Raw genomic sequence first — 21,998 nt, 5'->3', positions numbered from 1 at the left:
TTATGACGGATGAAATGAGTACAAGAAAAATTAATTCGTTCCAAAAGCAAAAGAATAAACAAGAAATGCAAAAAATGGTAGTCAGTTTTGCTTTAATGATTTTCTTTACCTTAGTTGCATTTGCTCTTGTGATGTTAGAAGTACCATCTACTTACGTTATTCCAATAATATTACTCCTTGCTTTTGTTCAGGTAGGTTTTCAGTTTTTTTACTTTATGCACTTAAAGGACAAAGGGCATGAAGTACCTTCCCAGATTATCTATGGAGGAGTTTTCATTACTGTAATGGTAGCATTAACATTTACGGTTATTACTTGGTGGTAAGCAAGAGATAGTATAATTCAACTCTTCTCAATTAAAAAACGCTATGATGATTCATTAATCATCATAGCGTTTTTAAATATAATATTTTACTGAATTAATTCTTATTTAAGGAAATTCATGTTGAGATTTGAATGCTGAAAGATGAGAAGGCAACCCGTGAGTTTTCAGTTTCTTTGGTTTACATATGTTAAGATAGAGAAATATATAGATATGTTTTAAAATCGTCACAATCCTACTAGAGAATTCTTATTTGTTTTAAGGTATAATAGACAGAGCAGACTAAAGTGGAGATGATTATGTATGTGGTTAGATATACAAATATTTGGGTTTCGCGCCTTGTGGAGTCCCTACTTTATGATTTTTATAGTTCTGGTTGCTTTAGCTTATTTTCTAATTACAGGTCCATACCGGTATAAGTTTGGCGGCCACGATAGAGCGTCTGTGAAGCAGCAATTTTCTTTTTATACTGCACTGCTGTGTTTATACTTAGTTAAAGGTGCGCCAATTGATTTACTTTCACATATAACACTGACTGCTCATATGATTCAAATGGCGATTTTTTTGCTTGTTGTTCCAATATTAATAATTGTAGGAATACCAGTCTGGTTTTGGAAAATAGTAATTAACCGGCCTTTCATTAAACCTATTGTAGAAATAGGAACAAAACCTTTAATATCATTATTAGTATTTAATGGCTTATTTTCTGTTTATCATGTACCTGTTTTCTTTGAGTTTGCGAAGTCATCGCCAGTCATTCATTTCTTTGTGCATGGAGTGCTATTTATTGCAGCTTTTTTCATGATATTTCCGTTACTGTCTCCATTGAAGGAATTTGACCGCATGCAGCCTTTATTGAAAATAGGCTATATTTTCGCAAACAGTGTGTTAATAACACCGGCATGTGCATTGATTATTTTTGCTCCTGAACCGCTTTACGCCACGTATACGCAGGGAGGCGCATGGATGCAGGCGATGAGTCTGTGCGTACCGGGAAATGTTTTACAGGGACTTGCTCCTGGTTTAACTGGACCAGAAATGTTTACGCCGATTAGTACGTTAGAGGATCAGCAGCTAGGCGGTATTATAATGAAGATTATGCAGGAATTTACTTATGGAGCTATTTTGGCAGTTGTTATCTTTTCATGGTTTAGAGGGGAAAGTAATAAAATAGATCCGCTACCGCCAACTACAGCAGAATCACATTAAAAAAAGTGTTCAAGAGGTTTATAAAAAGAATTTATACCGGGACTTGCCTGCTTTAAAAAGCAGGCTTGGAAATCATTTTATTATATATAAACCAACCAGCTTACTTTTCTTAGAGAAAATAGTAATTTCCCTGAGTGAAAAAAGCGTTCCTTGAAAAAGAAAAACGCTTTTTTCTGCGTGCAGGAATGTTTTTATAATCTTTTTAAATACATATTTAAAGAAATATTGGAGGATAAAGAAATGCATTTACTACCAACAATAAGTACATTTTTTATTGCTTTAAGTGCAATACTTGTAGCAATCGGCTGGGCATTAATTATCAAAAATAAAAGGAAGCAGCATAAAAAAGTGATGATAGCAGCTGCTGTCAGTGCACTGCTTTTCTTTATTATTTATGTGTCACGCACCGTATTTATAGGAAATACAAGCTTTGGCGGGCCTGATGATGTAAAAACTTATTTTACTATTTTCCTGATTTTCCACATTGTTTTAGCAACAGTCGGGGCTGTATTTGGAATTGTGACGCTTGTTCTAGCATTTAAAAGGAATATTAAGAAGCATCGTAAGATTGGTCCCGTAACAAGTATTATTTGGTTTTTTACAGCAATTACGGGAGTTCTCGTTTATATCTTTTTGTATGTAATGTACGATCCAGGTGAAACGACGAGTATGATTAAAGCTATTTTAGGTTTATAGGATACCATTTCCGCTTTGATATAGACTAAATTTAAAAAAGGATACAATGCTTGTACATAAGCATTGTATCCTTTTTCGTTGTGTTTCATTTGACTTTCTTTTTTTATTATTTCTTGTAATACTGAAGTTCTTCACTAAGTTTTGCAAGCAGTGTGTTTGCTCTTTCTACAACGCTTTCAGGAAAGTTCTCTTCCTCACCATACTCTACTCCATGAGGATAATAATGTTTACCGAGGAGAGGAGTAATTAATTTAATAACAGCATTGCGTTTATCGACATCCCCATCGATAGCATATCCTTGTACGCGAATATAGTATGTAATGTTTTTTTCGTTGGAGCCAATTTTGTAATCATAAGTAACACGTTCATAATCCCATTGTCCTGCACGGATAAACGCTAGATTAGCTGTTACATGATCCAATACCTGAACATCAATAACCGTGTCTTCTATCCCTGTGTTTTCAAATCTCATTATACTTTCACCTCATCAAAAATATTCTGCTTAATTTAAGGATAATACGAAACAGTAATAGATGCAATAGAAACCGTTGATGATAGTAAAGAAAGGGCATACTTATCAAGAGATCTATATGAAAGCAATTGATAAATTAGGTTCTGATAAAATTATATCAAATAAATTTAGAAAACTATAAAAGCTTTTCATTACAAAGTAACAAAAAGGATACTAACCTTATTACATTCATGAAATAAGGAAGCAGATAGATTCAACAATTAGTTTAATATTATCCAATTTCTTTTTTGTGAGTAAGTACTAAAAACAAATATTTTTCTTGTTTTTCTAAACATCTGCTTACATTTTAATTTTATAATTCCAAGTTCATGTTAAAATTAGATAGTTTAGATACATTTATTTGTGTTTTTGCTTTATAATGGATTATATATGATGTTCAAAAAGTGATTTAAGCGATAAATGGCGAGGTAACGAACTTTTGTTAAAATCACTTATTTTACGTGGAAGCAGGCAATATCTTGTAACAGTTTGCCCGTAAAAACTCGTCGCCTTGTTTTTATTATTTCTAATTGGGCTGGAACTAGGTCAGGGTACCGGAAACATTTGTGGTTACTCGCCCCACTAAAGAGCGCAGTAATCAATACCCAGCTGAAATCATTGCGTTTTTTTTGAATACGTACATAATAAAGAATTGTTGATATATCAAGTACCGGCAATTTACTTTGAAAGTATACTATAGTAAACAATAGGGTATAAAGTAGATAAGTAGATTTTCAATTATATATTTGTCTGCTGGATGGGGGTTAAATCATGAAAATGATTCGTAATATTATGATAATCATGATTATTGCACTCCTTATATTTATTGTTATTAACCAGATAAGTTCATCACCTAAAGAAATTGTAAGGGAAGTAACAACACATTTGACTGAAGATGAAGATTCAATAGAATCCAAGGGAACAGCAGCAGAGCTTCCTCAGATGAATTTAGAAGGCGATTTATATCAATGGATAGGAAAGACGTCAACGGAGCTTACGGATGAGCTGGGAGAACCGGATAGGATTGATGTTAGTGCATATAATTATGAATGGTATGTATATAATAACTCGGAAAGCCAATATGGGCAGTTTGGGGTTTTGGGAGATGAGATTGTATCAGTTTATGCTATCGGAGAAGACTTGGAGATTTCCCCAATAGAATCAGGTGCTAGTTATGTGGAAATAGCAGATAAATTTCCTTTTTTAAGTGAAGTAGACTATTCTGATGATAATTCTTCGTTTACTTTCCGATTAACTACAGAAGATCTTCAGATGAGACCTTTAGTAAAAATAAGCGATAATACATTTATTCAATTCTATTTTGATACATTTACAGAAACACTTTCTTCAGTAAGAATCTCTACTGGAGATGCACTTTTATTACAGAGACCATATGAAATTGAGTATCGGGGCGAACTGCCTGAACAACCTGAATTCAGTGAGGAAGAATGGGGAGAAATTCAGACTGGAATGGAACAGCAAATTCTTGATATCTCTAATATTATGCGTTACCAGCGAGACTTACCTCGTTTAGAGTGGGATGACCAGGTCAGCCTGGTTGCGTATGATCATAGCAGGGACATGTATGAGAATGATTATTTTTCCCATGTCAGTTTAGAAGGGGATGGATTAAAAGAACGGCTGGAGGCGAGACAGGTTGCTTACGTGGCGGCTGGAGAGAATATCGCTGCACAGTATCCGGATGCTCCTGCTGCGATGGAGGGGTGGCTAAATAGTGAAAGTCACCGGGAAGCATTATTAAGTGATGAATACAGCTATCTTGGAGTCGGAGTATATCGATTTTATTACACTCAGAACTTTTTAGGAAAGCCATTCTAATATACTTATTAGTAAAAGAAGTCATCAGGATTGTTGACTTCTTTATTTATGCTAAAAAATAATGAAATATTTTTGGATCAATAACTATTGTTAAAAACGGCCCTGCTTACATTTTGGATTCTGAGTCATAAGCACATTTTTAAGCAATTTACATAAGTTATTGTAGGAAGTTGTAAAAAAGGACGGTGAGAGAATGAATCAATTACATCCCAGTGTTGCAGCATTTAAAAACTTTGTGAATCGCCATCCTAAGTTATTAGAGGAAATCAGAAAAAGTGGCAGGGGATGGCAGGAATTTTATGAGAAGTGGGCAATTTTAGATGAAGATGATCCTTTCTGGAAAGAATTTAAAACCGAAGAACCTGATATTGATACACAACCGGAGAATCAAGAAAGCAAAAAAGGCAAGAAAACGGATCATTCTGATCTTATCCGGCAGATTATGGACTACACACAAAATTTAGATACAGAAAAGGTACAAGGACAAATTGAGCAGTTAAGTAAAGCTATTGGTACTGTCCAGGAAATGATTGGTGATATTAAAAAGCCTTCTGCTAATAAGGCACCTAATGCTCCTTTTTCATTAAGAAGAGATTAGAGGGGATAAAATGGATAATGAAGTAATTACTTATCTTAAACAAAATCCAGATATTGCAGAATTTGTCCGGTATCATCCGATATGGTATCGCTATTTGATGCGAGATCCTAATCGTCTTACCGAACTAAAAAAAGAAGCAAAGAAATTTTATGGAAAAACATTTCCCCAAAAAGTAGATAACTTCTCGAATCAATTACAAATGGTAAGAATGTTTGCGGAGATGGCTAAATCGATGAAGGATTAAAGCCAAAAGAACAAATAACCTCATTGCAGGCTGAGAAATCGACGTCGGCGTTATAACGCCGACGCCAGTATATCAAGTGTTTCGGAAAGTGCAGTGTTTTTCTGAAACCTAAGGTGACTCAGCTTATCATAACCTGCAGTAGCAGCCACGTTAACTGGACAACATTGCTGTGGTTACCAGTCCCTCTAAAACCATTTTCAATAATTTATATTGTTTAATTTTCAGAAGTCGCCTCTGTTTTCTTTCAAATCATAAAATGGTATGATAAAAAGGATAACTATTAAGGATTAATAATAAAGCTAAGCTAAATAACATCTATTTTAATAGTTAATGGCATAAACCTTACTTAAGAGATAATCTCTTTTTATTACATTTATTTGTTTGTTCGCGGAGGTGTGAAAATGATTGCTACAATGGAATATGTAGATATATTAGATGAATCGGAATTTGTTGGAAAAATGATTTTACAATCCGATGTAATGGAACAATATCAATCAGCAAAGAAAGCCCTGGATGAAGATAAGGAAGCGCAGAACCTAATTAAAACATTTGCCGATGTTAAAGAGCATTATGAAGATGTACAGCGGTTCGGCAGGTATCATCCGGATTATTATGATATTATGAAGCAGGTGCGTTCCAAAAAGCGTGATATGGATATGCATGATAAAGTAGCCGCTTTTAAAATTGCTGAAAGAAATCTGCAAAAACTTTTGGATGAAATTAGCCAGTTTGTAGCTGAGAGTGTCAGTGAGCAGATAAAAGCACCTAAAGATGGTGCAGCATTGACAGACAGCGGCTGTGGCTGCGGGAGTGGCGGAGCTTGCGGCTGTGCATCATAACAAAATCATGCAGGTTCTGTAGAGCAGACACCCTGCTTTCTCACAGGATGAATATCCGTAATTTTCGCCATAGAATATAGAAGAAATTTATTAATATGATTAGGATAAAAACGGTCATTTCATTTCCTGATCAATTCAACTAGGATATAGTGGAAAAAACATTCCACTATATCAAGTTTCGTTTTATACATATAAACAAAAGGGAGGATGGCAGCATGATAGAAAGGCAGGGAATTGTTGTCTGGTTTCAACATATGAAAAATGTCAGACAACTAAAAAAACATGGTCACCTTATTCATGTATCTAAAAAACATAGATATGCTGTTATTTATGTTAATCGCGAGGATATTGATGCGATTGAAAAAAAGTTTAATCAGTTTGCTTTCGTTTCTAAAGTGGAACGATCCCAAAAGCCATTTATTCCGACAAATTATGAAAATGCAAAACCGGATAAGGCGAAGCAATATGATTATAAAATGGGAATTTAAGTGTGATTGAATAGAACAGCTTGTATTTTGCAACAGGAATTTTTATTGAGGATGATATTATGATAAAGTGAGTGGACATGAGTTTACTCGCTCCCCTCCTTAGAATTTATTTTTTTCCTTATTTCCAGAAGCGGGATTTATACAGCAGACTAAGCTACGATAAAATTGCATATAAAAAGAAAAAACCTGCAGTCAAAACTACTGCAGGTGCTTTTATTTTTAAATAAAAATAAAAGGCTAAAGGGAGAGGAGAAACCGGATGAAGAGCTTATGGGGAAGAATAAGCCTTCTTCCGTTTCAACTAAATCATGTTTAGCTGAATCATTATGTTATTATAGACAAAGCAAAAAATAATATACATCCCAAAATAAAATAATTTGCTAAAGCTAAGAATCGTGGTAGACTATTGACGAGCCAAAAAGAGCTGAGGTGACCTGGAGTGCGTGTAATAGCTGGAATACATAAAGGAAGAGGTTTAAAAAGTGTTGCTGGCGAGTCTACAAGGCCAACTACTGATAAAGTAAAAGAAGCTGTATTTCAAATAATGGGTCCTTTTTTTTCAGGCGGATTGGGATTAGATTTATTTGCTGGAAGCGGATCACTTGGAATTGAAGCATTGAGCAGAGAGATGTCTAAGGTGATTTTTGTAGACAAGCATCCAAAGGCAATACAAATCATTAAAGAGAATTTGAAAACACTAAAATTAGAAAAGCAGGCAGAAGTATATCGAAATGATGCTCAGCGTGCTTTAAAGGCAATTGCGAAACGTGAATTGCAATTCGATTTAGTACTTCTGGACCCGCCGTATAAAAATAAAGACTATTTAAAATTACTTGATTACCTTCTCGATAATCAAATGCTTAAAAAGAATGCAATTGTATATTGTGAGCATGATAAGTCTAACATGCTGCCAAATACGTATAAATCTTTAAAAGCAGTGAAACAAGCAGATTATGGCGGCTTAGTTCAAGTTACTATTTACCAAATCGAAGAAAGTGAGGAAGCATGAATGATGAGAAAACTAGCGATATGCCCCGGGAGTTTTGATCCAGTTACAAACGGGCACTTAGATATTATCAGTCGCGGTGCAAAAGTTTTTGAAGAGGTAGTAGTTACAGTGTTTAATAATCAATCTAAATCACCACTCTTCACTGTCGAAGAAAGAAAACAGTTATTAGAGGAATCATTAAAGGATCTCCCCAATGTACGAGTGGATTCTTCCAGCGGATTACTTATGGATTATGCGAGAGAAATAGGTGCGACAGCTGTAATCAGAGGATTGCGTGCAGTCAGTGATTTTGAATATGAGATGCAGATTACCTCGATGAACCGGAAGTTAAATGAAGATGTAGAAACCTTATTTATGATGACAAATACAAAATATTCTTTCTTAAGTTCGAGCATGGTAAAGGAAGCTGCTAAATATCAGGGGAATATTTCTGGTCTCGTTCCAGATGTTGTGGAGCAGGCGCTTAAGGAGAAATTTAAATAAAAATGTTGAATGCATGATTTCTGTTTATTACATATAAGCTAAAACTTACTGACATGAAAAAATGCAATTCATACAGTGGATATATTTATTCCTATTTTACAATGAAGAGAGCCTGATTTATCCGGCTCTCTTTTGTTTGTGCAGTAAGAATATAATTTATCTCTTTTTTATTTTATAGATAATAATAAAGGAAGCTGCTGCCAAACTTAATATTGTTATTGATGGGCCAATACTCTGTAAAAAAAAGTAAGTATTCATCCAAATCGAGGAATCTTGCATTGTTGCAGCAGGAATTTCATTAGAATTGATAACGATTCGATCAAGATATAATGGCTTGTATAATAAAATGGTTAGAATGACAGCGATTGTGCCATGTAAGAGCCGTGCTAAAAAATATGGGTAGAAACGGATATCTGTCTTAGCTAAAATACTGGCAACCTGTGCTTGTATGGATAATCCGTTAAATCCAAGGATGAAACTGATTAAAATTGCTTTTTGTAATAAAGAATCAGTTGTTACCTGCGATATTAAGTTCGATCCAACAGTAATTTCGAATAACCCTGAAATGAACGGCAGGCCCAGTTCCTTTGGCATTTCAAAAATAGGAAGAACTGGTTCAATAAAAGATGCAATAATCGGTGTTATATCCATCAGAAAAAGAAGTTTGATCAATACAGAAAATAAAATTATAAAACCACCGACCATAACAAGTGTCTGGATCGAATTTAGTACTGCATCTCCCAATATTTCGCCAAAGGGGCGAGTATTCTTTAAGCGGTTTCGGTGCATCTCTTGAAATGCTCTTCTCAGTGAAAATGGATATCTTTTTTTCTTGGTCAAGTGCTGTTCCTGTTTCTTCCCATGGAAACGCATGATGACTCCGACAATGGTATTTGCTGAATAATGGCAAATTGCCAGCAGCAAACCCAGCTTAATGTTATAAAAAAAGCCTGCAGAAATTGCTCCGAATATAAAGAGAGGACTGGAGTTATTTGTGAAGGATACCAATCTTTCCGCCTCTATCTGTGTTACTTGTTTTTCTTCCCGGAGCCTTGCTGCTATTTTTGCCCCTGTCGGGTAACCGCTTGCCATTCCCATGATCCATCCGAAACTGCCGGCGCCAGGTATATTAAATAATGGCCTCATAATCGGTTCAAATAAAACACCTAAAAATTTAACAACTCCAAATGCTAACAATAGCTCAGCGGTTATAAAAAATGGTAACAGTGACGGAAACACAACCTCCCACCACATATTTAATCCGCGGATAGCTGCCTCTAATGCCTGATCTGGAAACCGTATTAAACTGAGGCATAAAAAAATTGATATGCCAGCATAGCCGAGTGTTTTTAGTTTTTGCTTCAATCTGATGTCCCCCTATTAGAAAGAAAGTGTCATTATGTTGCCTATACTTTCTTTAATGAAGTATCCACTCTGTACAATTATTGTGGGAAGTAGTAGAATAATGCTAGCTTGTCCGATGTATAATTTTAATAAAATAAAGTGAAACTTTAATCAGCGGGGTTTTCTTTTTGCCCTGCTGATTGACGGTACTACAAGGGTATGTACCTAAAGGTATGACCAGAAAGCGACCTCCCTAAAGACCCTTGAACCAATCGGGATGTTACTGGCTGTCCGGCTTCCGTTTAGAATATTCATTTATTCTCTATCCTTGAAGAGGGAGTTCTTACAGCCAGTTACACTGTGATAAATTTGTTATATACGATATATATACGCGAATACCATATGAAAATATGCCATAGATATATTTTTAGTAAGGGTGCCAGGAAGGGGAATAACAAGTGTTTCGTTTATCGAAAAAGAGAGTTATAGGTTTATTAGCAGTTGTATTAATTGTTTACTTCTTAGGAGTTTATCAATTACCGTATTATATACAAAAACCAGGTGGAGCTGACCCGTTAGATCCTATTGTAGAAGTGGAAGACGGCTATTTGAGTGAAGGTGATATGCATTTAGTAACTGTCAGCGGAATGCAGGCCACACCCGTTTTGTATGCCGCTGCTTTATTATTACCGCATCATGATATTCTACCGTTAGATCAGGTATTCCCGGAAGGAATGACCCAGGAAGATTATATGGCTGCACAGCTTCAAGTGATGGAAAGCTCTCAGGAAGCTGCAACAGTGGTCGCTTATGAAGCGGCTGATAAAGATATAGATATTTCTTACAATGGTGTATATGTAGTTGCCGCAGTGGAAGGACTGCCTGCAGAAGGTAAATTAGAAAGCGGCGACCGGATTATTGGGATTGATGATACAGAAGTCCATGAATCTCAAGATTTGATTAATTATATTGACGGGAAAGAAGCGGGAGATACTGTAACTGTTATGTATGAAAGAGATGATGAAGAGCATACAGCAGATATGGCGTTAGAACCGTTAGATGATGAAGGCAGCCGTATAGGAATTGGAATTAATCTTGTGACAGACCGGGAAGTTACGGTAAATCCAAAAATTCATTTTTCCAGCGGCAGTATAGGCGGTCCAAGTGCAGGACTAATGTTTTCATTAGAGATTTATGACCAGTTAGTAGAAGAAGATTTAACTGACGGCAAACAAATTGGTGGAACTGGTGAAATTGATTATGATGGAAATGTTGGCCGGATCGGCGGCATAGACAAGAAAGTCGTAGCATCCGACAAAGAGGGAGTCGACATTTTCTTTGCTCCAAATGAAGGCGGACGTGAAGGCTCAAATTATCAAGTGGCGGCTGAGACTGCAGAAAGTATAGGAACAGATATGGAAATCGTTCCAGTAGATACTTTTGAAGATGCGGTTGAGTATTTAGAGAGCATCGCTGATGAATAAAATAAAAGGATTTCCGTATCATACCTTGATACGGAAATCCTTTTATTTTAAAAATTAAGCACAAATCAATTTCTTTGATAGGACAAGTAATTACGATTTCCGACAGCAAATATTTTCTGTAATACCATCCAATGGAAGAAAACGAAAACTCTTGCTGAAAAGAATTTCACTTAATAATTATCGGAGATTTAATTTCCTGTAAAAAGAATTTACGATGTTTACTGCCGGGCAAGACACTGTAATATGCTTTGGCAGCTCTCTCTTCTGTTTGCAGGAATGGATGCTGTATTTGATTAATTTTTGTAATAAATGGCAGCTCAGTTTGCTTTTTCTGTTGATTTAGATAAGCTTGTCCAGTTTTATTCATAGCAAGAACTCGCATGTACCCAATATTATTTGCTAGCATATTCTCTTCTTTTTTTTTGTTAGTTAAAATATGAACAAATATACGCTGAAGTCTAGTCCATGTATACCGTTTTGTTTTTAAAGCAGTCATCCATTCTTGAAAAGATGAAGCTTCTGAAGCGGTACGTGCGATTCGATGTTCAAGACCCTCTATAATGCCTTCTATTTGTTGCAGTTCCGTTAAAGTCATCGTTTCCACACGATATTTTAAAAAAGGAAAATATAACTCCCAATCGTGCCAGCAGCCTGCTTCATATTTATAACTTTTTAGAATATCTAAAGTAGTTGCCGGCATTGTTTCTGCCGCCGTTTCAGAGGCAGAAGGATTCTTAAGCACTTCTTTACGGATACTTGTCGCGCTGGCAATATTCCCTGTGATTGCAGTATCATGATAATTATTCTGAATACGTTTAATTGTAATAGGCTTTATAGGATACTGAGAGTCTTTAATTGCCTGAACATAACTTAAACCTAATATATTATTTGGTTTGGACACATCAAGTATACTAGAAATGCCAAAAATACTTTGATAAGCTTTTGTTGCTGCATCAGGGTATGCATATCCCTCATTTAAGTATGTTTTCACGTGAGCTTCATATTGATCATGATGCTGTTTTTTGAGCAGATAAGCATCTGAAAAAGAATTGATATTTCCAGATTCACTGCCAAAGCATATTGAATTTACTCCAGAATGATAGAGGATGTCAATCGCTCCTTTGGCAAAATAATCGCTGTACTGAACAGCATAAACATAAGGCAGCTCTATAACCAGATCGACTCCCCCAAGAATTGCTGCCTTGGCCCGGCTGTATTTATCCATAATAGCTGGCTCGCCACGCTGTAAAAAGTTCCCGCTCATAACAGCAATGACACAATCAGCATTTGTTTTTTCTTTTGCTTGTTTTAAATGATATTGATGCCCATAATGGAAAGGGTTATATTCTACAACTAAACCGCAAGCTTTCATGCACTCACCTCTATTTTTAAGTAATTCTATTTTAACATATTCAGAGCTGTAAACAGAGTTACGAAAATATATGTATTATGTTTGGATATTCACTTATAAAAAGGTTATAATTTCATACATATTAAGCATTAAAATAATAACAGTAATAATAATAAAAGCAAAAGGATGATATAAGGGAAAATTGCTGTGAAAATGAGTTTAGCTGACGTTTTGTACTTATTTTGTTAGGTAATACTACTTCTGTAAAGAAAATATATTGACAAACGTGGCATTTTCTTTTATCATTTATCTTGTTGCCTAGAGGTGATTTTAATGAAATTAACTATTAATCAGATTAGAAAAGGTTCCGTAAATGAGCCGTATTTCTTTGATGGCCAAGCAGATGTGACAGAACTGGAAATGATGAATAATGATATTCGTAAAATTTCTCCAGTGCATGTGACAGGGCAAATAACCATGCATGGTGAAGAGTTCTATGTGAACTTTCATTTAAAAGGAGAAATGACACTCCCTTGTGCCCGTACATTGGTGGACGTTCCTTATCCGTTTCAAATAGATGCAAACGAGGTCTTTTCTGCGTCTGCTTATTATGGAAGAGAAGAACAGGAACAAGAAATTCATCCAATTCAGGGAGAAGTTCTTGACTTAACACCATATATCAAGGAAAATATATTATTGGAAATTCCATTCCGCGTTTTTGCTGATAACGCTGATTCGGATGAGGCAGCTCCTTCTAGTGGGAAGGACTGGGAATTTGTATCTGAAACTAAGGAAGAGAAGTCCATCGATCCAAGACTAAAAAAATTGGAATCTCTCCTTAATAATAACCAGAAAGAAAAATAAGAATCTGATTCAAGTTTTACTTTCATTTTGAAGGAGGTGTAAGTCATGGCAGTACCTAAAAGAAGAACTTCCAAAAAAGTAAAAAACCAACGCCGTACGCATAAAAAATTACACGTACCTGGTATGGTAGAATGCTCTAACTGTGGTGAATTAACAAAACCTCATCATGTTTGCAAATCTTGCGGACATTATGATGGAAAAGAAGTTGTAAGTAACTAATCCCAAATAATAAAAGCAGATCACAATTCGTGGTCTGTTTTTTTATGGGGAAAATGAAGTGATTTGGATAATTTTAATATAAAACGATTCTAGCATACCTATTTTTTGCATACATTGATAGCAAACCCTATTAGGAGGTATGTTATGAACGATACAAGACAGGATGCTTGGACGGAAGAAGAAGACAGATTATTAGCAGATACAGTATTACAGTGTATCCAGGAAGGCAGAACACAATTAGAAGCATTTAAAGAAGTTGCCGAAAAATTATCCAGAACAGCAGCAGCATGCGGATTTCGTTGGAATGCAAAGATAAGGAAGCAATGTCAGGAGCAAGTTCAAGCTGCAAAAGAAAAAAGAAAAGCAGGGTTAAAGCAGCGAATCACTTATCCAGCAATAGAAACTTCCTCCATTCATTCTATTGATACTGCCATTCAACTGCTAGAAAAAATGCGGACAGATATGCCGCAGCAGGAAGATTTTGTGAAACGTGAAGAATTAAATGAAGCCCTTCAGGAAAATAGAGATTTAAAAAAGAGGATTGAAGTATATGAAACTGTATGGGGGAAAATAAATCATCTTATAGAGGATGTTGAAAAGACCCGATTGTAAACCGCTTCGCCCTGATTTCTGGGAATTAATTCAAATCTTTTGTTAACACGCATTTATAAAAACTATTTTTAAAATTTAACCGGTCAGGGTTACAGCTATTCAATTCTTACGATGTACATTTTGAAATGTTACTAACTGGAAATATTTCTATGGGTCTAGGGCTGTGCCTGGAACTACGATTGCTTATCCCACCAAAACGTACGCTGGATTTTTATACTTTCTAAATATGAAAAAAAAAAGACAGGAAGCTTATTGCTTCGTGTCTTTTTCTTCAACGCCTTCAGGCAACCAGAGTAATGGATTTTCTCCCAAATCACGTTCCATTTCATAATGCGGCTTGATAAAGTGCATCTTTTCCCAAAAACCATGTGAGTTAATTCTCGGACTTGTTTTGATAGGGAGATTAAAGCTTTTGGCAAAATCTACAAGTGCTTTTCCATAGCCCTTCCCTTGATAGTCAGGAAGTACTTCTAATTTCCACAATGTTAGATAATCCTGCGAAGGTTCAAAGTAAAAATCATATTTCTTACTCACTTCGTACAAACTCATTCTGGCTATTAAGTTATCACCAATATAGATTCCGTAAAAAGGGGATTTACTATTATTCTCAATAATCTTATTCTCCAAATCTTCCATCATCGTCAATTCTTGATTACCGTATTCGCGAAAACGCTTAAATTTTTCCAGTGTTTTAAAATTGATGAGTAAATTTTCTATCTTTATATTTCCCATATTAACTCCTCCTGCATAGTGTAGTATCCTATTCATTAAGAACATTTAAAGATGAATGTGGATTTCCTTCTTTGTCTAAATTATAATACATAGGAGACAAATTTAAAATTATTTCTGTTATTTTCCTACGAAATCAGCTAAAATAAATCACATCTATGTATCTTTTTTAGGAATTATTTGTTTTTTTTAAGAGTAAGAAAGTATAAAATGCTGAGGATAGCCGCTCCAACGGTTTTTATGGGGTGAGTAATCGCAATCCCAGAAATACACTACGCTTTCCGTAGCGGACATCTCCTCGGCAAGAACATCAGTATTTTAAAGACCAAATGATTTTCTTGGTTTTTCTTAGGCAGGGGGGAAAGAATGAGAGATTATATTTATTATACACTGGCTCTTTTTATTGCATTTCCATTCATTGTTACTTTTTTGGCATATTGGATAACAAAGCTTACTAAAAAACATACGTGGAAAGCGGTACATAATGCTGTCCAATGGTCAGCGATATTTTTTATTTTAGGTGTCGGCATTTTATTACAGCTTTTATTTGACCAAAGTTTTTTCGGATGGATTATCCTGTTGTTCTTAATCAGTCTGGCGGGGATCTTAATTCATCAATATCGAAATCAGACAGAAATAGAAGTTTCCAAAGCAATTAAAATTGTTTGGAGAAGTGCCTTTTTATTGTTTTCTTCTGCGTATATTATTTTAAGCTTCATTTATATCATCTTTGAGGTTTTATCGTAAGGAAACTCCAATTAATTTCCTCTGGAAGCAGATTAGTTTGATTATTACTGTTTTTTCTGTACAATACGGAATGTATCCAATTCGATATAAGGGGAAAATGATATGCAAATAAATCCATTAACTTTGCCAGCTGCTAATAAGTTGGTAGCTGATTATAAAAATGAAGCAGATAATATAACAAAATTGTTTGATTACCATCCATATAAGGATTTTCATAAACGGCTGCAAGATGTATCAGAAAGAGAGTTTAATCGAAATGAATTGACAAATGTATTACATAAATTAAATAAGGAATGGGGAGCTCCAGAAGAAACTTTAAAGCAAATTGACCGCTTAAATGATACGCAGAGTACAGTTGTCATTGGCGGCCAGCAAGCAGGTCTCTTAACTGGCCCTATCTATACGATTAATAAAATTATTTCTATTCTTCAGTTAGCGAAACAGCAGGAAGAAGCATTAGGAACACCTGTTATTCCAGTATTTTGGATCGCTGGAGAAGATCATGATTTTGAGGAAATAAATCATATCCACTGTCCAAAAGAAGACGGAGACTTTAAAAAATTAAAGTTTCATACCAGAGATACAGATGCTGGAAAGAAGTCTGTTTCAGAACTGGAATTGGATAAGCAGGAATTGCAAAAGTGGATTGCAGCTGTTTTTGAAGCATTGCCGGAAACAGCACATACAAAAGAACTTTGTACGCTGATTCAAGAAGTAGAGGATCAAGCAGCTAATTATATTGATTTCTTTGCACGTCTTATTTTTGTATTGTTTGAAAATCATGGGATTGTCCTCGTGGATTCTGGAAATCCTGCATTCCGTAAGCTGGAGAAAGATTGTTTTCGGGAATTGATTCAGAAACAATCGCAAATTAGTAAGTCTGTGGCTGAAACTCTAAAAGAATTAGAAAGCCTTGAGTACCCACTTGCTATAGATGCTGAAAAATCAGACGGGAATTTATTTTACCATGATGATATGCAAGGAAGAATTTTGTTGAAAGCAGCTGAAAATGGAAGCTGGAGTGGAAAACAGCAGGAAATTTCTTTTACGCAACAGGAATTGATGAATATTGCCAGAAATACACCTTGGAAATTGAGTAATAATGTCGTAACTAGACCGATCATGCAGGAATATATGTTTCCTACTTTGGCTTTTATAGCTGGACCTGGCGAGATAGCTTATTGGGCAGCATTGAAATCGGGTTTTCATGCAATGAACTTGCAAATGCCGCCAGTGGTTCCAAGGCTTTCATTCACGTTTCTGGACGCTTCTACGAAAAAGATATTAACAAAATATCAGTTGACTGTTAAAGATGTTATATTAAATGGTGTCCAGGCAACAAGGAAGAAGTATATGCGAACGAACGGACGACAGGAAATAGATCGGGTAACGGATGGAGTAATTGAAAAAATTAAAGAAGCACATCTGCCTATTCAGAATATGGCTGATCAAATGGGTGATGACATACAGGCTCTAAGTAAAAAGAATTTAACTTATCTATTAGAGGATATTCGATTTATGAATAAACGTTTTCATAAAGAATTTGAGAAGAAGCATTCTCGGGAATTAAATGAATTTAATCAGTTGGAACAGGTACTTCATCCATATGGAGGTCTGCAGGAACGTATTTGGAATCCGTTATTTTTATTAAATCAATATGGTATAGAAATTATTTCGCAGCTGACTGCATTTCCATTTGATATGGAAATCGGACATTGGGTGGTTGAGTAAATTCCCCCACAAGTCCCCACCACAAGTTTATATTTTTTATAAAAACTGTCTATCTATTGATATGACAGTTTTTTTATGGTTTTTAAAAAGGAATTCAGAAGCTTTAAATGAAGGATATAAAATATTTTTGAAGAAATGGTGGAGCATAGTGGGGGGATGTGGTATTATGAATTTACGAAAGTGGGGGGCGTCTTTATGTTTATGGGAGAATTCCTGCATAGCATTGATACAAAAGGACGAATCATTGTCCCTTCTAAGTTTAGAGAAGACTTAGGGGCAAGTTTTGTATTGACGCGCGGTCTTGATAAATGTTTATTCGCTTACCCCAAGCATGAATGGGAAGTTTTGGAAGGAAAGTTAAAACAGCTTCCACTAACTAAAAAGGACGCTCGTGCTTTTACACGTTTCTTTTTCTCCGGTGCAATGGAATGTGAAATAGATAAACAGGGAAGAATAAACATTCCTGCAAATCTGCGAGAGTACGCTAATCTGGAAAAAGATTGCAGTGTGATTGGTGTTTCGAATCGTGTTGAGCTTTGGGCTAGCGATCACTGGAATACGTATGTGGAAGAATCTGAAGAATCATTTGCAGAGATCGCTGAAAACCTGTTGGATTTTGATATTTAAGAAGAAGTTGGTGGCTTTAGATGTTTGAACATTACAGTGTTTTAAAAGAAGAAACAATAAAAGGATTAGAAATAAAGCCGGATGGTATCTATGTTGATTGTACTGTCGGTGGAGGCGGTCATTCTTTAGAAATAGCATCAAGGCTTAATGAAAATGGCAAGCTTTTTGCCTTCGATCAAGATACAAATGCTTTAAAGGCTGCAAAGGAGAATTTGAGTACGTATCAGGATAAAGTTGTATTTATACATTCAAACTTCCAGGGATTGAAAGAAAAACTGTCAGAACAGGGTGTTACACATGTTGATGGAATCCTATTTGATTTGGGAGTGTCCTCTCCACAACTGGACCAGGCTGATAGGGGATTTAGTTACCATCAGGACGCAAAGTTGGACATGCGTATGGACCAATCCCAGTCTCTTTCTGCTTTTGAAGTTGTGAATGAATGGACTTATGAACAGCTGGTATCCATTTTTTTCAGATATGGTGAAGAAAAATTCTCCAAGGGAATCGCCCGAAAGATTGAAAAGGCAAGAGAAACAAAGCCAATTGAAACAACTGGAGAATTAGTAGAAATTATTAAAGATGCTATCCCTGCACCTGCCCGCAGAAAAGGCGGGCATCCGGCGAAACGTATTTTTCAGGCAATACGTATTGCTGTAAATGATGAGCTGGAAGTATTTAATCAGGCACTTCATCAGGCTGCTGAGGTAATAGCTGAAAGTGGAAGAATTGCAGTAATTACATTCCATTCATTGGAAGATCGTCTTTGTAAACAGGCTTTTAAAATGTGGAGTACAGATAAACCTGTACCCAGACAAATTCCTGTTGTACCAGAATCACATCAGGCTCCTTTTAAATTGATAACAAGAAAACCAGTTATAGCTCAAATGGATGAGCTGGATGAAAATAGACGCTCACGTTCAGCGAAATTACGGATCGTCGAAAAAATAAATGAATGGAATAATGATTTCCGTTATGAAGAAGGGTGGAAAAAGAGATGAGCGAAAACCAGGCAAGAAAATGGCAAGTAAACCCCCGATATAATCCCCAAGAAGAATCCCAAACAGTAGTCAAAAAGGTAAAGAAAACACCTTGGATTACCAAAGGAGAAAAAGTGATTTATTCCGTCACAAGTGCAGCAATTTTAGCATTTGGAATTGGAATCGTCTCTTTTGCTTCTGGAACAGATACTTTGAATCGTGGTATGCAGCAATTAGAAAACAATATAAACAGTCAAAAAATTGTAAATGAAAATTTAAATTTTGAGAAGGAAGAATTATCGCGCCCTGAAAGAATTACTGATATTGCGGAGAAAAATGGATTGAAAATCCAAAATTCGGAAGTGAAACAAGCAGAAACAGTTAACAACTAGCAAGGGGTTTCTTTAAAATGAAAAAAAATAAGACGGCAAACATAATGGCCGGCGTTTATACGCTAATTTTTGTTGCTCTATTCCTTGTAATTGCAGGAAGGTTTATGTATATACAGGCAACAGGTGAAGTTAGCGGGGTTGCGCTGGACGAATGGGCAGAGAAGCAGCGTTCGGCTTCTTTTACAATGCAAGCGCAACGCGGGCAAATCATGGATAAAAATGGCATGGTTTTAGCTTATGACCGCCCTGCATATCGCATGTATGCTGTATTGGATGAGGCTTACTCAGAAAATTCACCAAAAGACCTGCATGTTTCAAATACAGAGGAAACAGCAAAAAAGCTGGCGCCTATTTTAGAAGTGGATGAAAGTGAAATAAAAAGTATATTGGATGATGCAGTTAATACAGGGAAATTTCAGGTTGAGTTTGGAAAGTTGGGACGTCAGCTTTCCCAGCAGGTTAAAGAGGAAATAGAGGATACAGAAATTCCGGGAATTTACTTTGATGAAGAACCCATGCGCTATTATCCAAATGGTATGTTTGCGTCGCATATTATTGGTTTTGCCCGTGAGATAGAGGAAGAAACTGAGGATGGTATCGAACATAACATTACTGGTGTGACTGGCATGGAAAATGTCATGAATGAAGTTCTTGGCGGGAAAGATGGGTATATTTCTTATCAGCGTGACCGGTATAACAAGAAGCTATTGGATCCTGATGAAATAATTCAAGAGCCGGAAGACGGAGATGCTGTTTATTTAACACTTGATCAAAAAATTGAAACTTTATTAGAAGATGTAATGACTCAAGTAGATGAACAATATAATCCTGCGAAGATGAACGCAATAGTTATGGATCCAAAAACTGGTGAAATTCTTGCGATGAGTACACGTCCAAGTTTTAACCCGAATAGTCCTGATAATGTTGAAAATTGGTATAATGATCCGATTTCTTCTCCTTTTGAACCCGGCTCTACCTTCAAGATTTTTACATGGGCAGCAGCCATTGAAGAGGGAGTCTATAATGGTGAAGAGACATTTGAATCAGGAACATACCAGCCTAATGAGAGAATTGAGCAGATCAGAGATCATAACCAGGGTAAAGGCTGGGGTGAAATTTCTTATGATGAAGGTTTTATGCGTTCTTCCAACGTAGCTGCTTCTAAATTACTTTGGGAGGACATTGGAGCAGATAAATTCTATGAATATATTAAGGCATTTGGGTTTGAAGATCCCACCGGGATTGATCTTCCTGATGAAGCTGTCGGCCGTATTCAATATAATTGGCCTTCAGAAAAATTAAGAACGGCCTTTGGGCAGGGGACAACAGTTACTCCTATCCAGCAAATGAAAGCTGCTTCAGCGGTTGTTAATGACGGGAAAATGGTAAAGCCTTATGTTGTAGACAAGATTGTCGATTCTACAACAGGAAATGTTATGGAAGAAACGGAGCCGGAATATGTCGGTCAGCCGATTTCAGCGGAAACAGCAGAACAAATGAGAGAATTGCTAACCTCCGTAGTAAATGATGAGAATGGTACTGGTGCACCATATAAGTTAGATGATTATATTGTCGGTGGTAAAACAGGAACAGCGCAAATGCCAAATCCTGAAGGGGGCGGCTATTTAACTGGAAGAGAGAACTACGTGTTTTCCTTTTTAGGAATGGCTCCTATGGATGACCCTAAATTAATGGTTTATGTATCTATCCAGCAGCCGGAACTCGAGGATACAGAATCAGGTTCGGCACCTCTTTCATTTATTTTTAACAATGTGGTAGAAAATAGTCTCCATTATTTAGATGTAGAACCAGATGAAAATGAATCCGACGGTATTGATGAAGTAGAATTTCCAGAAGTAGTGGATGAATCTACAGAAAATATTCAGACTGATTTGGAAGGAAAAGGTCTCCGGCCAATTGTAATTGGTGAAGGAGAAAAAATTATTTCAAGCAATATGGAAGCGGGAGATAAAATATTACCAAACGAAAAAGTTCTATTACTTACAGATGAACCAACAATGCCAGATTTAACAGGCTGGTCATTAAGAGAAGTGATGGAATTTGCTGATATGTTGCAATTACAGACAGAAAGATTTGGTAATGGTTATGTTACTTCCCAAAGCATTGAGGTTGGAAAACCAATTCAAGAAGGTGACTATTTAGGCTTTGAATTAGAAGTACCTTCTGGAGATACACCATCTGGTGATAGTGAAGATGATGAAGCAGACACTGAAAATGATGAAGAGGATACAGCAGAAGACGAAGGTTCGGAAGAAGAATAAAAAGCTTGCCGAAAAAGTAATTACTTTTCCGGCAAGCTTTTTTCTGTTTGTAAACGCAACTTTTGCATCTGAGAATAAGCATCTATACCTTCCTATTCCAGGATGAACATGTTCTATATTATCCTTCTTGCATGTTGTTAAATCATCTTTCTGTTGAAATGGAAATTATGTATAGCACCGCTCCGACCAACCACTACGCTTTCCATGGGGACGGCTTCAGCTAACTTGAAAAGAAACCCGCTTTTCAAGTGGATCTTCAGCTCGCCCTGTTCCCATAGGAGTCTACGTGGTTGGTCTGCGCTCAATTAGGTTACTACAGCGAATGAAAGGAGTCATATCCTGATGGAGTTGGATGAAATAATCGCGTTTTGCTTGATGAAATTTAGAAGAGCAGCAGGCT

General features: G+C 36.2%; 24 protein-coding genes. 20 read left to right on the top strand and 4 right to left on the bottom strand.

Annotated features, from left to right (window positions below):
* Nucleotides 1-2: 2 nt before the first annotated feature.
* The 3 genes from ctaF to MKY30_RS21635 all read left to right on the top strand — a co-directional run bounded on the left by ctaF (nucleotide 3) and on the right by MKY30_RS21635 (nucleotide 2,225).
* Nucleotides 3-323 (top strand): cytochrome c oxidase subunit IVB, encoded by a 321-nt coding sequence (gene ctaF / locus MKY30_RS21645; RefSeq protein ID WP_156986030.1) that lies wholly within the window; start codon nucleotides 3-5, stop codon nucleotides 321-323.
* Nucleotides 324-623: 300 nt separating this feature from the next.
* Nucleotides 624-1,529, top strand: a complete 906-nt coding sequence (ctaG, locus tag MKY30_RS21640) for a cytochrome c oxidase assembly factor CtaG (RefSeq protein ID WP_147209645.1) — start codon at nucleotides 624-626, stop codon at nucleotides 1,527-1,529.
* Between the two features lie 240 nt (nucleotides 1,530-1,769).
* Nucleotides 1,770-2,225: a DUF420 domain-containing protein gene (locus MKY30_RS21635; RefSeq protein ID WP_147209644.1), complete on the top strand. Its 456-nt coding sequence runs from the start codon at nucleotides 1,770-1,772 to the stop codon at nucleotides 2,223-2,225.
* Nucleotides 2,226-2,331: 106 nt separating this feature from the next.
* Here the strand turns inward: MKY30_RS21635 and MKY30_RS21630 are convergent, their stop codons facing one another.
* Nucleotides 2,332-2,697, bottom strand: coding sequence for a YugN family protein (locus MKY30_RS21630; RefSeq protein WP_147209643.1), 366 nt, complete (start codon nucleotides 2,695-2,697; stop codon nucleotides 2,332-2,334).
* Nucleotides 2,698-3,507: 810 nt separating this feature from the next.
* Here MKY30_RS21630 and MKY30_RS21625 point away from each other — a divergent pair.
* The 7 genes from MKY30_RS21625 to coaD all read left to right on the top strand — a co-directional run bounded on the left by MKY30_RS21625 (nucleotide 3,508) and on the right by coaD (nucleotide 8,236).
* Nucleotides 3,508-4,575 carry a CAP domain-containing protein gene (locus MKY30_RS21625; protein ID WP_147209642.1) on the top strand — a complete coding sequence of 356 codons (1,068 nt, stop codon included), beginning with the start codon at nucleotides 3,508-3,510 and terminating at the stop codon, nucleotides 4,573-4,575.
* Nucleotides 4,576-4,768: 193 nt separating this feature from the next.
* A complete protein-coding gene (ylbD, locus tag MKY30_RS21620) occupies nucleotides 4,769-5,173 on the top strand; it encodes a spore coat protein YlbD (protein WP_147209641.1) in 405 nt (134 codons plus the stop codon).
* A 10-nt stretch (nucleotides 5,174-5,183) separates the two neighbouring features.
* Nucleotides 5,184-5,417 carry a YlbE-like family protein gene (locus MKY30_RS21615; protein ID WP_147209640.1) on the top strand — a complete coding sequence of 78 codons (234 nt, stop codon included), beginning with the start codon at nucleotides 5,184-5,186 and terminating at the stop codon, nucleotides 5,415-5,417.
* A 401-nt stretch (nucleotides 5,418-5,818) separates the two neighbouring features.
* Entirely contained in the window at nucleotides 5,819-6,256 is a 438-nt protein-coding gene (locus MKY30_RS21610; RefSeq protein ID WP_156986032.1) for a YlbF family regulator, read from the top strand.
* A 215-nt stretch (nucleotides 6,257-6,471) separates the two neighbouring features.
* Nucleotides 6,472-6,744 carry a YlbG family protein gene (locus tag MKY30_RS21605; RefSeq protein ID WP_147209638.1) on the top strand — a complete coding sequence of 91 codons (273 nt, stop codon included), beginning with the start codon at nucleotides 6,472-6,474 and terminating at the stop codon, nucleotides 6,742-6,744.
* Nucleotides 6,745-7,183: 439 nt separating this feature from the next.
* On the top strand, nucleotides 7,184-7,753 hold the full coding sequence (gene rsmD / locus MKY30_RS21600) for a 16S rRNA (guanine(966)-N(2))-methyltransferase RsmD (RefSeq protein WP_147209636.1): 570 nt from the start codon (nucleotides 7,184-7,186) through the stop codon (nucleotides 7,751-7,753).
* A gap of 3 nt (nucleotides 7,754-7,756) precedes the next feature.
* Entirely contained in the window at nucleotides 7,757-8,236 is a 480-nt protein-coding gene (gene coaD / locus MKY30_RS21595) for a pantetheine-phosphate adenylyltransferase (protein WP_147209687.1), read from the top strand.
* Nucleotides 8,237-8,392: 156 nt separating this feature from the next.
* On the opposite strand, the gene ylbJ is transcribed toward coaD, so the two are convergent.
* The gene (ylbJ, locus tag MKY30_RS21590; protein WP_147209635.1) at nucleotides 8,393-9,601 is read right to left on the bottom strand and encodes a sporulation integral membrane protein YlbJ; all 1,209 of its coding nucleotides are present in this window, start codon (nucleotides 9,599-9,601) and stop codon (nucleotides 8,393-8,395) included.
* A gap of 437 nt (nucleotides 9,602-10,038) precedes the next feature.
* Here ylbJ and MKY30_RS21585 point away from each other — a divergent pair, with 437 nt between their 5' ends.
* Nucleotides 10,039-11,064, top strand: coding sequence for a SepM family pheromone-processing serine protease (locus MKY30_RS21585; protein WP_156986033.1), 1,026 nt, complete (start codon nucleotides 10,039-10,041; stop codon nucleotides 11,062-11,064).
* A gap of 166 nt (nucleotides 11,065-11,230) precedes the next feature.
* Here the strand turns inward: MKY30_RS21585 and MKY30_RS21580 are convergent, their stop codons facing one another.
* The gene (locus tag MKY30_RS21580; RefSeq protein ID WP_156986034.1) at nucleotides 11,231-12,436 is read right to left on the bottom strand and encodes a nucleotidyltransferase; all 1,206 of its coding nucleotides are present in this window, start codon (nucleotides 12,434-12,436) and stop codon (nucleotides 11,231-11,233) included.
* 312 nt (nucleotides 12,437-12,748) lie between these two features.
* On the opposite strand from MKY30_RS21580, the gene MKY30_RS21575 reads away from it, so the two are divergent.
* From MKY30_RS21575 to MKY30_RS21565, 3 genes are all read left to right on the top strand, one after another.
* Nucleotides 12,749-13,279: a YceD family protein gene (locus tag MKY30_RS21575; RefSeq protein WP_147209632.1), complete on the top strand. Its 531-nt coding sequence runs from the start codon at nucleotides 12,749-12,751 to the stop codon at nucleotides 13,277-13,279.
* A gap of 45 nt (nucleotides 13,280-13,324) precedes the next feature.
* Nucleotides 13,325-13,498 (top strand): 50S ribosomal protein L32, encoded by a 174-nt coding sequence (gene rpmF / locus MKY30_RS21570; RefSeq protein ID WP_077601073.1) that lies wholly within the window; start codon nucleotides 13,325-13,327, stop codon nucleotides 13,496-13,498.
* A 144-nt stretch (nucleotides 13,499-13,642) separates the two neighbouring features.
* Nucleotides 13,643-14,110 (top strand): Myb-like DNA-binding domain-containing protein, encoded by a 468-nt coding sequence (locus tag MKY30_RS21565; protein ID WP_156986036.1) that lies wholly within the window; start codon nucleotides 13,643-13,645, stop codon nucleotides 14,108-14,110.
* Nucleotides 14,111-14,359: 249 nt separating this feature from the next.
* Here the strand turns inward: MKY30_RS21565 and MKY30_RS21560 are convergent, their stop codons facing one another.
* Nucleotides 14,360-14,842 (bottom strand): N-acetyltransferase, encoded by a 483-nt coding sequence (locus MKY30_RS21560; protein WP_147209630.1) that lies wholly within the window; start codon nucleotides 14,840-14,842, stop codon nucleotides 14,360-14,362.
* A 363-nt stretch (nucleotides 14,843-15,205) separates the two neighbouring features.
* On the opposite strand from MKY30_RS21560, the gene MKY30_RS21555 reads away from it, so the two are divergent.
* From MKY30_RS21555 to MKY30_RS21530, 6 genes are all read left to right on the top strand, one after another.
* Nucleotides 15,206-15,586, top strand: coding sequence for a DUF3397 domain-containing protein (locus MKY30_RS21555; RefSeq protein ID WP_147209629.1), 381 nt, complete (start codon nucleotides 15,206-15,208; stop codon nucleotides 15,584-15,586).
* Nucleotides 15,587-15,688: 102 nt separating this feature from the next.
* Nucleotides 15,689-17,317 carry a bacillithiol biosynthesis cysteine-adding enzyme BshC gene (gene bshC / locus MKY30_RS21550; RefSeq protein ID WP_147209628.1) on the top strand — a complete coding sequence of 543 codons (1,629 nt, stop codon included), beginning with the start codon at nucleotides 15,689-15,691 and terminating at the stop codon, nucleotides 17,315-17,317.
* Nucleotides 17,318-17,512: 195 nt separating this feature from the next.
* Nucleotides 17,513-17,944, top strand: coding sequence for a division/cell wall cluster transcriptional repressor MraZ (mraZ, locus tag MKY30_RS21545; RefSeq protein ID WP_147209627.1), 432 nt, complete (start codon nucleotides 17,513-17,515; stop codon nucleotides 17,942-17,944).
* A gap of 20 nt (nucleotides 17,945-17,964) precedes the next feature.
* Nucleotides 17,965-18,945 (top strand): 16S rRNA (cytosine(1402)-N(4))-methyltransferase RsmH, encoded by a 981-nt coding sequence (gene rsmH / locus MKY30_RS21540; protein ID WP_147209626.1) that lies wholly within the window; start codon nucleotides 17,965-17,967, stop codon nucleotides 18,943-18,945.
* On the top strand, nucleotides 18,930-19,316 hold the full coding sequence (gene ftsL / locus MKY30_RS21535; protein ID WP_307725835.1) for a cell division protein FtsL: 387 nt from the start codon (nucleotides 18,930-18,932) through the stop codon (nucleotides 19,314-19,316). Before rsmH ends, ftsL begins: the two co-directional genes overlap by 16 nt.
* Before the next feature lie 17 nt (nucleotides 19,317-19,333).
* Nucleotides 19,334-21,598 carry a penicillin-binding protein gene (locus MKY30_RS21530; protein WP_147209625.1) on the top strand — a complete coding sequence of 755 codons (2,265 nt, stop codon included), beginning with the start codon at nucleotides 19,334-19,336 and terminating at the stop codon, nucleotides 21,596-21,598.
* Nucleotides 21,599-21,998 lie beyond the last annotated feature (400 nt).

The organism is Oceanobacillus sp. FSL W8-0428, assembly GCF_038004405.1.
Taxonomy (GTDB): domain Bacteria; phylum Bacillota; class Bacilli; order Bacillales; family Amphibacillaceae; genus Oceanobacillus; species Oceanobacillus sojae.
Note: the sequence above shows the minus strand (reverse complement) of the source record. Positions and strands in the feature narration are given on the sequence as shown.